The sequence below is a fragment of the Paraburkholderia silvatlantica genome (assembly GCF_003096715.1).
Lineage (GTDB): Bacteria > Pseudomonadota > Gammaproteobacteria > Burkholderiales > Burkholderiaceae > Paraburkholderia > Paraburkholderia silvatlantica.
Genome location: NZ_QEOL01000007.1, coordinates 160,130 through 174,842 on the forward strand (window position 1 = coordinate 160,130; position 14,713 = coordinate 174,842).

The 14,713-nt window shown below is 63.5% G+C and carries 12 protein-coding genes; 3 read left to right on the forward strand and 9 right to left on the reverse strand.

The genetic code is table 11. The annotated features are described in order from the left end of the window. Window positions 1-28 precede the first annotated feature (28 nt). From C7411_RS12255 to C7411_RS12285, 7 genes are all read right to left on the reverse strand, one after another. Complete coding sequence (locus tag C7411_RS12255; RefSeq protein ID WP_110384561.1) at window positions 29-1,423, reverse strand: NAD(P)(+) transhydrogenase (Re/Si-specific) subunit beta; 1,395 nt, start codon at window positions 1,421-1,423, stop codon at window positions 29-31. A 9-nt stretch (window positions 1,424-1,432) separates the two neighbouring features. Next, window positions 1,433-2,998, reverse strand: a complete 1,566-nt coding sequence (locus tag C7411_RS12260; protein WP_110384562.1) for a Re/Si-specific NAD(P)(+) transhydrogenase subunit alpha — start codon at window positions 2,996-2,998, stop codon at window positions 1,433-1,435. 201 nt (window positions 2,999-3,199) lie between these two features. Beyond that, window positions 3,200-3,457, reverse strand: coding sequence for a hypothetical protein (locus tag C7411_RS12265; protein ID WP_110384563.1), 258 nt, complete (start codon window positions 3,455-3,457; stop codon window positions 3,200-3,202). 18 nt (window positions 3,458-3,475) lie between these two features. Further along, the gene (locus C7411_RS12270) at window positions 3,476-3,910 is read right to left on the reverse strand and encodes a PAS domain-containing protein (protein ID WP_110384564.1); all 435 of its coding nucleotides are present in this window, start codon (window positions 3,908-3,910) and stop codon (window positions 3,476-3,478) included. Between the two features lie 177 nt (window positions 3,911-4,087). After that, complete coding sequence (gene frc / locus C7411_RS12275) at window positions 4,088-5,338, reverse strand: formyl-CoA transferase (protein WP_110384565.1); 1,251 nt, start codon at window positions 5,336-5,338, stop codon at window positions 4,088-4,090. 55 nt (window positions 5,339-5,393) lie between these two features. Then, complete coding sequence (oxc, locus tag C7411_RS12280) at window positions 5,394-7,142, reverse strand: oxalyl-CoA decarboxylase (RefSeq protein ID WP_110384566.1); 1,749 nt, start codon at window positions 7,140-7,142, stop codon at window positions 5,394-5,396. A 343-nt stretch (window positions 7,143-7,485) separates the two neighbouring features. Next, the gene (locus tag C7411_RS12285; protein WP_042268580.1) at window positions 7,486-8,205 is read right to left on the reverse strand and encodes a GntR family transcriptional regulator; all 720 of its coding nucleotides are present in this window, start codon (window positions 8,203-8,205) and stop codon (window positions 7,486-7,488) included. Between the two features lie 249 nt (window positions 8,206-8,454). On the opposite strand from C7411_RS12285, the gene C7411_RS12290 reads away from it, so the two are divergent. Next, complete coding sequence (locus C7411_RS12290) at window positions 8,455-8,817, forward strand: hypothetical protein (RefSeq protein WP_110384567.1); 363 nt, start codon at window positions 8,455-8,457, stop codon at window positions 8,815-8,817. A 123-nt stretch (window positions 8,818-8,940) separates the two neighbouring features. On the opposite strand, the gene C7411_RS12295 is transcribed toward C7411_RS12290, so the two are convergent. Then, window positions 8,941-10,656 carry a long-chain fatty acid--CoA ligase gene (locus tag C7411_RS12295; protein WP_110384568.1) on the reverse strand — a complete coding sequence of 572 codons (1,716 nt, stop codon included), beginning with the start codon at window positions 10,654-10,656 and terminating at the stop codon, window positions 8,941-8,943. A gap of 81 nt (window positions 10,657-10,737) precedes the next feature. After that, window positions 10,738-11,511 (reverse strand): SDR family oxidoreductase, encoded by a 774-nt coding sequence (locus C7411_RS12300; RefSeq protein WP_110384569.1) that lies wholly within the window; start codon window positions 11,509-11,511, stop codon window positions 10,738-10,740. A 377-nt stretch (window positions 11,512-11,888) separates the two neighbouring features. Between C7411_RS12300 and C7411_RS12305 the strand changes: the two genes are divergently transcribed. Both C7411_RS12305 and C7411_RS12310 read left to right on the forward strand, forming a co-directional pair. After that, window positions 11,889-12,995, forward strand: coding sequence for a porin (locus tag C7411_RS12305; protein WP_110384570.1), 1,107 nt, complete (start codon window positions 11,889-11,891; stop codon window positions 12,993-12,995). Window positions 12,996-13,381: 386 nt separating this feature from the next. Next, window positions 13,382-14,599 (forward strand): MFS transporter, encoded by a 1,218-nt coding sequence (locus C7411_RS12310; RefSeq protein WP_110384571.1) that lies wholly within the window; start codon window positions 13,382-13,384, stop codon window positions 14,597-14,599. Window positions 14,600-14,713 lie beyond the last annotated feature (114 nt).

Sequence of the window (14,713 nt, forward strand, 5' to 3'; positions counted from 1 at the left end):
TTCCCGCGTTACAGCCTTGCTTCAAACGTCAAACCGCTTCGAGTTGCCGCAGCAGCGCATCGACGCTGCCCTTCGCATCGCCAAACAGCATTCGTGTGTTCTCCTTATAGAAGAGCGGATTGTCCACGCCGGCATAACCCGTCGCCATGCTGCGCTTGGAGACGACTACGGTGCGCGCCTTCCACACCTCCAGCACCGGCATGCCGGCGATCGGGCTGCCCGCATCCTCCTGCGCGCCCGGATTGACGATATCGTTCGCGCCGATCACGAGCACGACGTCGGTGCTCGTGAAGTCTTCGTTGATTTCGTCCATTTCGAGCACGATGTCGTAGGGCACCTTCGCTTCCGCGAGCAGCACGTTCATGTGGCCAGGCAAGCGCCCCGCAACGGGGTGGATGCCGAAACGCACGCGAATGCCCAACGCGCGCAGCCGCCGCGTAATCTCGCTGATGGTGCCCTGCGCCTGCGCGACGGCCATGCCATAGCCCGGCACGATCACGACTTCCTGCGCGTCGCGCAAGAGCGACCCGACTTCGTCCACGCTCGTCGCCACGACTTCGCCTTGCGGGGCCTCGCTTGCCGTGGCGCTCACCGCGCCGAAGCCGCCGAGGATCACCGACACGAAGCTGCGATTCATCGCGCGGCACATGATGTAGCTGAGAATCGCGCCGCTCGATCCAACCAGCGCCCCTGTCGTGACGAGCAGATCGTTATCGAGCATGAAGCCCGTTGCCGCAGCCGCCCAGCCCGAATAGCTGTTGAGCATCGAAACCACCACGGGCATGTCCGCGCCGCCGATCGCCATCACGAGGTGCACCCCGAGCGCCGCCGCCAGCACGCACATCACGATCAGTGCGTAGAGTGCGTCGCCGCCGTCAGGAGCACTGACGAAGCGATAGCCGAGCGCGATGCACGCACCCAGCACGACCGCGTTGAGCAGATGCCGCGCGGGCAGCACGAGCGGCTTGCCGCTCACCGTGCCCTGCAGCTTCAGGAACGCGACAATCGAACCGCTGAACGTGACCGTGCCGATGAAGGCGCCGACATAGATCTCGGTGTCGTGAATCGCTTGCTCGATACCGCTCGTCGCGGCCCTGGGCGAGAGAAAATTCGCAAAGGCGATGAGCGTGGCCGCCAGGCCGACGAAGCTGTGCAGCACCGCGACGAGCTGCGGCATCTGCGTCATCTCCACGCGGCGCGCGAGCATCGCGCCGAGCCCGCCGCCCACCAGCGCGGCGATGAGCGCGACTTGCAGGCCCGCGCCGCCCGTGACGAGCAGCGTGGCGAGCACGGCGATCACCATGCCCGTCACGCCATACAGGTTGCCGCGCCGCGCACTCGCAGGATGACTCAGCCCGCGCAGGCTGAGGATGAAGAGCGTCGCCGCGCCGAGCCACGCCATGTTGCCGATTCCGTTGAGCATGACGTCTCCTCAGGTCCGTTGGAACATCTTCAGCATGCGCTGGGTGACGAGAAAGCCGCCCGCGATGTTGATGGTCGCGACGACGAGCGCAATGCCCGCCAGCACGGTCACGATCGTGCCGGCATTGCCCGGATGCAGCAACGCGCCGATCACGATGATCCCGCTGATCGCATTCGTCACGCTCATGAGCGGCGTATGCAACGAGGGCGTGACGTTCCATACCACCTGATAGCCGACGAAGACGGCCAGCACGAACACGGTGAAGTGCGCGACGAACGCGCCCGGCGCGACAGCGCCGAGCGCGAGCAGCAGCAACGCGGCGACGACGAGTACCGCGAGCGACCCGACGCCGTTGCGGCGCGTGGCCTGTGCGGCGGCTTCTTTCGCGTTGCCCATCGCGACAGCAACGGGCTTGGGCTGTGCAGCCGCCTGCGGCGTCGCCGAAACCTGCACCGGCGGCGGCCAGCACACCTGGCCACGCTGCATGACGGTGGTGCCGCGCTGCACGACGTCGTCCATGTCGAGCGAGAGTTCGCCGTCTTTTGCGGGCGTGAGATCGGTCAGCAGATGGCGGATGTTGGTCGCGTACAGCTGGCTCGACTGGTTCGCCATGCGGCTTGGCAAATCCGTGTAACCGATCACGGTCACACCGTTGGCATTGACGACTTCACCCGGGCGAGTGAGTTCGCAGTTGCCACCCTGCTCGGCCGCCATGTCGACGATCACGCTGCCCGAGCGCATGCACGCCACCGTCTTCGCGTCGATGAGGCGCGGCGCAGGCTTGCCGGGAATCAGCGCCGTCGTGATGATGATGTCGACCTCGCGCGCCTGGGCCTCGAAAAGCGCCATCTCCGCTTCGATGAACTTCGCGCTCATCTGTTTGGCGTACCCGCCCGTGCCGCCGCCCTCCTCCTCGATATCGATGCTCAGGAACTCCGCGCCCATGCTTTCGACCTGCTGGCCGACTTCGGGGCGCGTATCGAACGCTCGCACGATGGCGCCGAGACCGCGCGCGGCGCCGATCGCCGCGAGCCCGGCCACACCCGCGCCGATCACGAGCACCTTGGCGGGCGGCATCTTGCCGGCCGCCGTGATCTGCCCCGTGAAAACGCGGCCAAAGTGCTGGGCCGCTTCGACGACCGCGCGATAACCGGCCATGTTCGCCATCGAACTCAACGCGTCGAGCTTCTGCGCGCGCGAAATGCGCGGCACGCAGTCCATCGCGAGCACCGTTGCCTCGCGCGCCGCGAGTTGTTCGAGCAGCGCGGCGTTTTGTGCCGGCCAGATGAAGCCGATCAGCGTTGCGCCAGGCTTGAGGCGCTGCACTTCTTCGCTCGAAGGCGGACGCACCTTGATGACGATATCCGCGCCGCTCAAGAGCGCATGCGCGTCGTTCACGACGCGCGCGCCCGCCGCACGGTAGGCGTCGTCCGGGTAAGAAGCGCTGACGCCTGCCGTCGTTTCGACTTCGACGACATAGCCCAGCTTGATTAGTTGTGCCACGCTTTCCGGCGTCGCCGCGACGCGACGTTCGCCTTCGTATGTCTCACGGGGGACCGCAATCGTCAACGCCATGCCGCGCCTCCGTGCTTCACAAGGGAGCGCGCTGCGGCGGGAACAAACGGAATCGGCGGCGCGCCAATGCACCTGGCGCGCCGAGAGCGTAGCCACGACTTCATGAAACGTCTCCTGTGTCGGCCGGATCTGGTGCTTTAGCACTGACTCCGGTCCCATGTTGGAATACTTTATATGCCGCGGCTCGATGAGGGCTTTGCCCTATGACGCGCCCAAGGTCGGCGAATTGCCGCGCTTCAGAAATGCAAGCGCCGCCTCGCGCGCACCGGCTATGGCAGCCGCCTCGCTTTCGAATACGGTTTCGTCGACCACCCATTGGCGGGGCAAGACCTCGGCCGCCGAGGCGTCGTCAGCGGGCTCGACCGCGTGGATCGCGGCGAACGCCGCCCACCCGCCGTTGTGAATCATTTGCCGGGCCGAGAGTTCGACCTCGAAATGTCCGAGTCTTTCGGTGTGCATCGAAGAGCTCCCGAGGTTTCAGGATTGCTGGGCCTGTGCTTCGAGTTCGGTGACGCGTTTCTTGAGCGCGCGCTCCTCCTGGAAGCGCACCGTTTCATCGCGGATCACGGCAACGATGCCGTTGAGTTCACCCTGCGGCGAATGCAGCAACGCCACGGTGAAGGCGATGGAAAGCGCCTTGCCCGCCTTGTCCACGGCCGGCACGCGCAGCACATCGTTGCCGTAGCGCGTCTGGCCTGTCGCCATCGTCTTGTGATAGCCCTCCCAGTGACGGCCGCGCAGCCGCTCGGGAATGATCAGGTCGAGCGTCTTGCCGAGCGCTTCTTCCTGGGTATAGCCGAACATGCGCGTCGCCGCGGGATTCCAGAACGTGATGTCGCCGGCTGCGTCCGAGATGACGATGGCGTCCCCGATGGCGTTTGCGAGCTGCTCGAAATCGATGGCGGATTGCATGGTGATGACTATGTGGGATGAGTCGGTTATCGTCGTCGCGCAGCACGCACATGCCGCGCGGCGCGCTGCCTGCCAGGCTGTCGTTACGGTGCTGCGCGGGCGCGGCTTTGGCCGCGCCCGCCTCCTGCTTGCAGCGTGCTGCGTGCTCCGTTCAGCTTGTGGAACTCGACGCGAAACTCAAACCGCGCGCACCTCGTGCAGCGCCGCGATCTGCTGCGGCGTATAGCCGAGGTCGGCCAGCACCTCGTCGGTGTGTTCGCCGAGCAGCGGCGAACCCGTGATCTCCGGCTTCAGGTCCGAGAACTTGATCGGGCTGCCCACCGTGAGGTACGAGCCGCGCTCCTTGTGCGGCACTTCGACGATAGTACCGCTAGCGCGCAGCGACGGGTCATTGGCAATTTCCTTCATGCTGAGCACTGGTGCGCACGGAATGTCGAACTTGCGCAGGATGTCGACGGCTTCGTACTTGGTCTTGTCGGCGAGCCACGCTTCGATTGTCGCGAAGATATCGAAGATATGCGGCTGACGCGCCTGTGCCGTGTTGTAGTTCGGATCGTCGATCCATTCGGGTTTGCCCAGGGCGCGGCAGATCGGCTCCCACGCGTGGCCCTGCACCGTGAAGTAGATGTACGCGTTCGGGTCCGTCTCCCAGCCCTTGCACTTGAGCACCCAGCCCGGCTGGCCGCCGCCGCCTGCATTGCCGCCGCGCGGCACGACATCGCTGAACGAGCCGTGCGGGTACTGCGGATATTCCTCAAGGTAGCCCACGCGATCGAGACGCTGCTGGTCTCGCAGCTTCACGCGGCACAGGTTGATCACGCTGTCCTGCATCGACACGGCCACCTTCTGGCCCTTACCGGTTTTGTCGCGGCCGATCAGCGCCGTGAGAATGCCGATGGCGAGATGCATGCCCGTATTGCTGTCGCCGAGCGCCGCGGCGCTGACCGTGGGCGGACCGTCCCAGAAGCCCGTGGTCGAGGCCGCGCCGCCCGCGCACTGCGCGACGTTCTCATAGACCTTGAGGTCGTCGTAGTGGTGGCCTTCGCTGAAGCCCTTCACCGAAGCGACGATCATCTTCGGGTTCAGTTCCTTGATGCGCTCCCACGTGAAGCCCATGCGGTCCAGCGCACCGGGGCCGAAGTTTTCGACCATCACGTCCGATTCGCGAATCAGCTTCTCCAGCACTTCCTTGCCTTCGGGCTTCTTCGTGTCGAGCGTGAGCGAGCGCTTGTTGCTGTTGAGCATGGTGAAGTACAGCGCATCGGCTTCGGGGATGTCGCGCAGTTGCGAGCGCGTCACGTCGCCGGCGCCCGGGCGCTCCACCTTGATCACGTCCGCGCCGAACCACGCGAGCAACTGCGTGCAGGCGGGACCGGCCTGTACGTGCGTGAAGTCGATGATCTTGATACCGTCGAGGGGTTTGCTCATTTCTCGTATCTCCTGGTCTACCTGATCTATCTGATCTATCTGATCTATGGGGGGCTTATTTCTTCATCGCCGCGCTTTGCGGATTCAGATTCGTGAGACGGCCGCTTTCGGTCCCGGCCGATTCGTCGATGACTGCGTTGATCAACGTGGGCTTGCCCGACGCTATCGCTTCGAGCAGCGCGCTCGTGAGTTCTTCGGGCGTCGTCGCCTGATGGCCGATGCCGCCGAAAGCCTCGATCATCTTGTCGTAGCGCGCGTTCTTGACGAACACCGTCGGCGCGACGTCGCAGCCGCCGCTCGGGTTGACGTCCGTGCCGCGATACACGCCGTTGTTGTTGAACACGATGGTGCAGACCGGCAGGTTGTAGCGGCAGATCGTTTCGAGTTCCATGCCCGAGAAGCCGAACGCGCTGTCACCCTCGATCGCCACGACCTGCGTGCCGCTCGTGACGGCTGCGCCGATCGCGAAGCCCATGCCGATGCCCATGATCCCCCACGTGCCCGAGTCGAAGCGCTTGCGCGGCTGGTACATGTCGATGATGCTGCGCGCGTAATCGAGCGTGTTCGCGCCTTCGTTGACCACGTTGATGTCGGGGCGCGTCTTGAGTACGTCGCGGATGGCGCGCAGCGCGCTGTGGAAGTTCATCGGCGACGGGTTCTTCGCGAGCGTCGCGGCCATCTTCTCGAGGTTCTTGTTCTTGCGTTCGGCCACGGCTTCGAGCCACTCTGCCGGCGGCTTCGGAAAATCGTTGCCGAGCCCTGCCACGAGCGCTTCCACGCATGAACCGATGTCGCCGATCACAGGCGCTTCGATGGCGACGTTGCTATCGATTTCCGTCGGCGCAATGTCGATCTGCACGAACTTCTTCGGTCCGGCGGCCGCGCCCCAGGTCTTGCCCTTGCCGTGCGAGAGCAGCCAGTTCAGGCGCGCGCCGATCAGCACCACGGCGTCCGACTCGGCCAGCACGAACGAGCGCGCGGCGGACGCCGACTGCTCGTGCGTGTCGGGCAGAAGCCCCTTGGCCATCGACATCGGCAGATACGGAATGCCGCTTTTCTCGACTAGTTCGCGGATTTGCGCGTCGGCCTGGGCATAGGCGGCGCCCTTGCCGAGCAGGATCAGCGGACGCTTCGCGCTCCTGATCACATCGATGGCGCGTTGCACCGCGTCCGGCGCAGGAAGCTGGCGCGGCGCCGCGTCGACGACCTTGATGAGCGACTGCTGACCCTTCACCGCGTCGATGGTCTGCGCAAGCAGCTTGGCCGGCAGGTCGAGATACACGCCGCCGGGGCGGCCCGAGACGGCCGCGCGAATCGCGCGCGCCACGCCGACGCCGATGTCCTCGGCATGCAGCACGCGATACGCCGCCTTGGCATAAGGCTTCGCCGCGTTGAGCTGGTCCATCTCTTCGTAGTCGCCCTGCTGCAGGTCGACGATCTCGCGCTCGCTCGAGCCGCTGATGAGGATCATCGGGAAGCAGTTCGTGGTGGCGTTGGCCAGTGCCGTGAGGCCGTTCAGGAAACCCGGCGCGGAGACGGTCAGACAGACGCCCGGCTTCTTCGTCATGTAGCCCGCCACGGCCGCGGCATTGCCGGCGTTCTGCTCATGCCGGAAGCCGATGAAGCGCATGCCCTCCGCCTGCGCGAGACGCGCGAGATCGGTAATCGGAATACCGACGAGACCAAAGATCGTGTCGATATCGTTGAGTTTCAGCGCGTCGATGACGAGATGAAAACCATCGGTCGTTTGCTGCGCTTCTGGCACAGGGTTCTGCTGTGCCTCATTGATGCCTGCTTCTGCCATGACGTCTCCTCTTTGGCGGGGCGTTGTGTGATTCGTGATATACAATATTCCACACACAATATTAGTCAAGACGTTTTTTTACCCATGCTGCGTTTGCTGCACTGCGTCGCGCCGCTCTGCACTGTTGTCGCCTCGTGCGAATGCTCACAAAGCGGCAATCTTTGACGCGGCACATCATGGGCGAGCCCTATCGATCGGCCCAAACGTCCTGACGAGCTTGTTACGGAGTCCATACTTTTCTTTCAGCATCGCGACGCCCATTCAGACGATCTGCGCATCGATGCCGCTTACTCATGCGTCAAGCCGAACTGAACCGGCGGCTCGACGCGGCGCGCCCTACGCTTCAGTCCAGAAAATCGCAGTTGGCTTCCACGAACAGCGCGAGTTCGATCGAGTGCTGCCGCACGAGTTGCTCGACGCGCTCGGTGTCGCGGGCCTCGAGCGCCTCGATAATGCGCATGTGCTCGACGATCGAGCGCGACGCGCGATCGCTCTGCGCGATCGTCATGCGCCGGATCGCACGCACATGCATGAAGATGTTCTTGATGGTGTCGACGATGATGGGCGACTTCGAAAGCTCCACCAGTGACTGGTGAAACATGATGTTCGCTTCCGAGTATTCCTCTATATGGTCCGAGGGCGTCGAATCGCCGAAGGTCGCAAACATGCGCCGCAGGTCCGCGATGTCGTCGTCCGAGGCGCGCTGCGTGGCGAGGCGCGCGGCAATGCTTTCGAGCGCGGCCCACATATAGATCATCTCCACGATCTCCTTGCGCGTCTTGCGCAGGATGTAAACACCGCGTCGCGGCACCGTGCGCAGAAAGCCCTCCTGTTCCAGCAGCGTCATCGCTTCGCGAACCGGTGTCCGGCTCACGCCGAGCTTCTCGGTCAATTCCTTCTCGTCTAGCCGGATCTCGTCTCGCGAGCGGTAGATGTCGGTTTCGGCAATGGCCTGCTTGAGCTTCGCGTAAGCCTGATCGCGCAGCGAAGCCGTTGCGTTGATCGGCTCCAGCGTCAAGGTGACCGGGGGCATCCCGGTAACGAGTTCTCTTTCGGCGGACATCGGTCGTTTGTCTCCAACGTTCTGTTTAGCCGGCGCTGCTGGGGAATTTCATATTTACAATACAATATATCAGTAGGACGCTTATAGCTAAGCGGGGTTTACGCGTACCGGACGCGTGTTTCGCTCGATTCGCGGGCTTACCCGCAATCCATACATCTTTACTTATATTTTTCGAAAAAAACTTTAACTATCGTTTATTCATTGGCGCTTCTACTCTTGTTTCACGCCACTCGACATGAGGAGACAGCCATGAGCCACCTGGACACCCGCCACGATCGTCAACTCGACGCGCAGCTGTGCGCATTCAATACGGCATTTGCCGAACTGGGCCTGCGTTTTCGCTGGGATGCGCGCACCCTCTGCTCCCTCGCATCGATCGCCGGTGAACATGCGCGCGTCGCCGCCTATATCGAGACGAATCACCCGCATCTGCTGAAGGCGTACAGCATGGAATTCCTGTGCGAGGCGATCCTGGCTCGCAAGAACGCGCAGGCGCCCGGTGAATGGCCGCTGACCACGTCCGCGCAACGCGGCTCACAGGAATGGGGCATGGCAGCCGCCACGGAGCCGGATTGGCGCGAAGGCGGACTGCCCGCGCTTGCTGGCGCCTGATGCGTGCGCGCGACGTCTGGCCCCGAAAAGACAAAACCCGTCTGGATTGGCGCGATCTAGCGCACCATCCAGACGGGTTAGATTTCGAAGGAGAACGCAGGAGTGTTGCGCAAGCCAGCGCGCTCAGGCGTTGCCGCGCGCCTCGGCTTCTTCTTCCTGCAGCCTGCGCCACAGAATTTTGCCGCTGCCCGACTTCGGCAGCGCGTCCACGAACTGCACGATGCGCGGCGCCTTGTATGCGGCCATGTTGTCGTGCGCCCAGGCGATGATGTCGTCTTCGTTCACGCTGCCGGCCTGCTTCGGATCGAGTACGACGACGGCCTTGACGGTCTCGCCGCGGCGCGCATCCTGGGTACCGATGATGCACACCTCGTTGATCGCCGGATGCCGGTACATCAGCGCCTCGACCTCGGCCGGCCAGACCTTGTAGCCCGACGCGTTGATCATGCGTTTGAGGCGGTCGGTCATGAAGTAATAGCCTTCTTCGTCGCGCCGCACGAGGTCGCCCGTACGCAGGAAACGCTTGCCGTCGCGTTCGATGAACGCTTCGCTCGTCGCCTTGGGGTTGCGCCAGTAGCCCAGCATCACCTGCGGCGCATGCATGATCAGCTCGCCCGAATCGCCTGGCGGCACCTCCTCCAGCGTGATCGGATCGATCACGCGCGAGTCGACGTCGAATACCGGAATGCCGAGACACTGCGGCTTGGGACGCTGCGGCGGATTGATATGGGTGCCCGCCATGGTTTCCGACATGCCGTAGCCCTCGACGAAGTCGAGCCCGGTGAGATCCTTGAGCTTCTTCACCACCGCGTCGGGCATCGTCGCGCCGCCGCCGCGCATCCAGGCGAGGCTGGACAGATCGTACTCGTGAATGCGCGGGTTCGAGATGAAGTCCACCACCATCGTCGAGATCGCCTGCCAGCCGTTGATGCGGTAATGCTCGATCGCACGCGCCGCGGCGTCGCGATCCCAGCGCGGCAGCAAGACCACGGTCGAGCCGTTGTAGATCGGGCTGTTCATGCCGCCCTGCATGCCGGTCACGTGAAAGAGCGGCAGCACCGAAAGCTGTACGGCATCCTGATGACTCCCGAACCAGTTGCAGCCGCCCACGGCCGTCGCCATCACACTGCGATGCGTGTGCATGCAGCCTTTGGGCTTGCCCGTCGTGCCCGAGGTGTACGGCATCACGCAGAGGTCGTCGGGGCCGGCGGTGAGCGCGCCGGGTACGCAGCGCGCCTCGAGCACGTCGGCCCAGTGCGCAACGCCCGGGCCGCTCACGGCGCGCGGCGCGCTCACGAATTCGGGCGGCGGCGAGAACGGCTCGCACTTCAGGTAATCGCTGTACGTCGCGACGAGCAGATGCTTCAGGCCCTCGCCTTCCTGCACGAGCGGCGCAATCCGCGGGTAGAGATCCTGCGCGACGAAAGCCGTCGTCGCGCCGCTGTCTTCCACGTAATGCGCGAGTTCCTCGGTGAGGTTCATCGGGTTGACTGGCACGACCACGGCGTTGGCGCGCAGGATGCCGTAGTAGGCAATGACCCACTGCGGACTGTTCTGCATGTAGAGCAGCACGCGATCGCCGGCCTTCACGCCGCATTCCTGCTGCAGATAGCCGGCTACGCGCTCGGCCTCATCCTTGAACTGCGCGAACGTAACGGGCGTGTCGTAGAACACGATGAACGGCTTGTCGGGATAACGCGCCGCCGAGACCTCCGCGTTATAGAAGAGATTCGTTTGCGGAATGCTCAGATGCGGCGAAAGATGCGCGGGCCAATGCGGCGAGGCCGGCTGCGGGGATGACGGCGAACGTGCGGAAAGCGTCGGGGCGGACGTGGACATGGCGGGCTCCGTCAGGCAAGACTTGTGAACAACGCGGGCGCCAGCCGCTCGCTGACGGCCGGCGCCGCGTACCATGCGTAATCAGACGATGCTCGCGCCGCCATCCACGGCGAGATACTGGCCCGTCATGTGCCGCGACGCCTGGCTCGCGAGAAACACCACAGCGCCCTTGAGATCGTCGTCGTCGCCGAGACGGCGCAGCGGCGTATAGTCGATCACGACCTGGCCCAGCTTGTCGAGCAGCCCCGCCGACATCTTCGAGGGAAAAAAGCCCGGGCAGATCGCATTCACGTTGATGTCGTACTTGCCCCATTCGGCAGCCAGCGCACGCGTGAAATGGATGGCCGCCGCCTTCGAGGTGTTGTACGCGATGGTCTGCATGGGCCCGAGCGATCCCTTCAGGCCGGCAATCGAAGCCACGTTGATGATCTTGCCGCGCCGGCGCGGGATCATGCCGCGCTTGCCCACTTCACGCGCGAGGAAGAACGGCGCGTTCACGTTCAGGTTCATGACCTTGTGCCACGCCTCGTCGGGATAATCCTCGGCGGGGGCGCCCCACGTGGCGCCCGCATTGTTCACGAGAATGTCGATCTGTCCGCAGGCCGCCAGCGTCTCGTCCACGAGCGGCTTCACGGCCTCGGCGCGCTGCAGGTCGCTCACGATCGTGGTCGCCTTGATGCCGAGCGCCCGCAGCTGGCCCGCGGCCTCGGCCAGCTCGTCGGCCTTGCGCGCCGTGATCACCACGTGGCAGCCCATCTCGCCGAGCGCCTGCGCCATTTGCAGACCCAGCCCGCGCGAGCCGCCGGTGATGAGTGCGACCTGACCACCCAGCTCGAACATTTCCCTGACCCGCATGCTTTCGTCTCCTTGATATCTTTCGACCGGCCGAAGTTCCGCGTTGCGGAACGCGACGGATGCCAGCCATTCTAGCGAGGCCCGCCAGTCAGAAAAATAGGGAAAAGCACGACCGTTCATTAAACGGCATTTGTGCTTTTACCGCTGGGTGTATGCGTGCTGGATCCCCCAAAAGAAGAACCACGCGAGCAGTTAATTGCGCGCGCAACCGTTGCAGTCGCGCAACAGCCAGCGTTTTCACCCCGTTTTCACCCCTTCACCGAGCGTCTATCATCGGCGCCGAGCCAGCACCCACTGGCTGATACAAGAAACGCGGACCCTGGTACCCCAGCGGTCCGACGAACTGACAACACACAGCAGAAGAAAAAGGACTCAACGTGAGATACACCCAGATCGCATCGGCCGTGGGCGGCCTCGCCCTCGCCCTGGCTTGCCAGCACAGCTTCGCGCAAAGCTCGGTCACCCTCTACGGCATCGTCGACACCAGCATCCGCTATCTCACGAACGCCAATTCGCACAACGACAACGAGCTGCAGATGACGCAAGGCCCGATCACCGGCAGCCGCTGGGGCCTGAAGGGCAGCGAGGATCTGGGCGGCGGCCTCTCCGCCGTGTTCCGACTCGAGAACGGGTTCAACCTCTGGAACGGCCAACTGGCGAGCTCGAATACGCTGTTCAGCCGGATGGCATACGTTGGCGTATCGAGCGACAAGTACGGCACGGTCACGATGGGCCGTCAGAACACCCCGCTATTCGACCAGTTGGGCAACACCTTCGACCCGCTGACCGTCGGCAACTTCGACCAGGACGGCTGGCTGCCCGGCGCACTCGGCTATGGTCTGCGTGAGAACAACTCGGTCAAGTACGACGGCAAGTTCGGCGGCCTCGAAGTCGAAGGCATGTACAGCTTCGGCGGGGTGCCGGGCAGCGTCGGCGCGAGCAACATGTACGGCTTCACGGCAACTTACGCCGCCGGCCCGGTCCAGCTGCTCGCGGGCTACCAGCAGAACAGCGACGCGCACAACAACAAGTACCGGGTGGCCAACCTCGGCGCGGTCTATGCGCTCGGTCCGGTCCATCTGTACGGCGGCTGGCTGTGGGGCCAGGACAATACCGGTGTGGTGGACCAGTACATGGCGGCCGCGAACTCGCCTGCGGCGATCAACTTCGTGACGCCCGTGACGAAAACCAACCGCATCGACAACGGCCTCTATGCCGGCGCCACGTGGCAGGTCACCTCGCCGCTGCAGCTGACCGCAGCGTACTACTACGACCACGCAAAGAACGGCCTGAACGCAGACGGCGTGACGCTCAGCACCGGCGTACGCTACTCGGCTGTGCTGCTGGCCGAGTACTCGCTGTCCAAGCGTACCGAAGTGTATGGCACGGTCGACTTCATGCGCGGCACCGGCTCGGCAACCGCCGACTTCCCCGGTCGCAACAACCAGACCGGCGCCGCAGTCGGCTTTCGCAACATCTTCTAATCGCGGATTGCATCGCCAGGTCTGATTCCATCGGAGGTTGCTTCGCGACTAGATCACTCGATCGACATCGCGCGACTTTTCAATGCAAACGAGCGGGCATTTGCCCGCTCGTTTGCATTCGTTCGTCTGTATTGATCGAATCACTCGGCATTGAATTGCTTTCTCGTTAATTACATTTAACTTACCAATAAAACAAAAAGCTTTCGTGTTGATTCGAATTCCCCAGGGATTACTATGGGTTCCAGCCGGGATGCATGCAAATGTTTAATGCCGGGCGTACACTGCTGGCGCGTGACCCGTTGCGGGGGCGCAGCAAGCGCCGAAGCGCTAGCTGCGGCCAACAGGAGACCTGGCATTGCCTGCAGTATCACAGGAGAACAATCAATATGAGCTGGACGCGTGAACAGAAGAACGTCACGATCGCGGCGTACCTGGGATGGACGCTCGATGCATTCGATTTCTTTCTGATGGTTTTCGTTCTGAAAGACATCGCCACCGAATTCAACACCAAAATCCCGGCAGTGGCTTTTGCCATTACGCTGACACTGGCGATGCGCCCGCTCGGTGCGCTGATATTCGGCCGCCTCGCCGACAAATACGGCCGCCGTCCCACGCTGATGATCAACATCGCGTGTTACTCGCTACTCGAACTGCTCACCGGCTTCTCGCCCAACCTCGCGACCTTCATCGTCCTGCGCGGGCTCTTCGGCGTCGCGATGGGCGGCGAATGGGGCGTGGGCTCGGCGCTCACCATGGAAACCATTCCGCCCAAGTCGCGCGGCATCGTTTCCGGGCTGCTGCAGGCGGGCTATCCGAGCGGCTATCTGCTCGCCTCGGTCGTGTTCGGCGTGCTGTATCAATACATCGGCTGGCGTGGCATGTTCTTCGTCGGCGTGCTGCCCGCGCTGCTCGTGGTCTATGTGCGTATGCACGTGCCCGAATCGCCGGCCTTCAAGGAAATGGAAAAGCGCGCGCGTCCGAGCCTCATCACCACGCTCAAACACAACTGGAAGCTTTCCCTGTACGCCATCGTGCTGATGACGGCGTTCAACTTCTTCTCGCATGGCACGCAGGACCTGTACCCGACCTTTCTGCGCGAACAGCATCACTTCGATCCGCACACGGTTTCGATCATCACCATCGTGCTCAATATCGGCGCGATCGTGGGTGGCCTCTTCTTCGGTCGAGTGTCCGAAAGTATCGGCCGCCGCAAGGCAATCTTCATCGCCGCACTGATCGCGCTGCCGGTGCTGCCGCTGTGGGCATTCTCGCAAGGGCCGGTGCTGCTCGCGCTCGGCGCGTTCCTCATGCAGATTTCGGTTCAGGGCGCCTGGGGCGTGATCCCGGTGCACCTCAACGAAATCTCGCCTGACGAAGTGCGTGCGACCTTCCCGGGCCTCGTCTATCAGCTCGGCAACCTGTTCGCGTCGGTGAACGCCACGCTGCAGGCGTCGCTCGCCGAAACGCACAACCAGGACTACTCGATGGCCATGGCGATCGTCGCCGGCACGGTCGCCATCGTGATCGCGGTGCTGATCCCGTTCAGCCGGGAACGTCGAGGCATCGACATGACGCAGACCGCGAAAGAGGTGTCGGGCGTCTGACATGCCGCACGCGGCGGCCCCCGCAACGAAACGCCGCCGCACCGCAACCGCACAATGAAAGGCCGTGCCGGGTTCGCCCGCACGGCCTTTTTTGCTGGTTTTGACGAGGGTCGA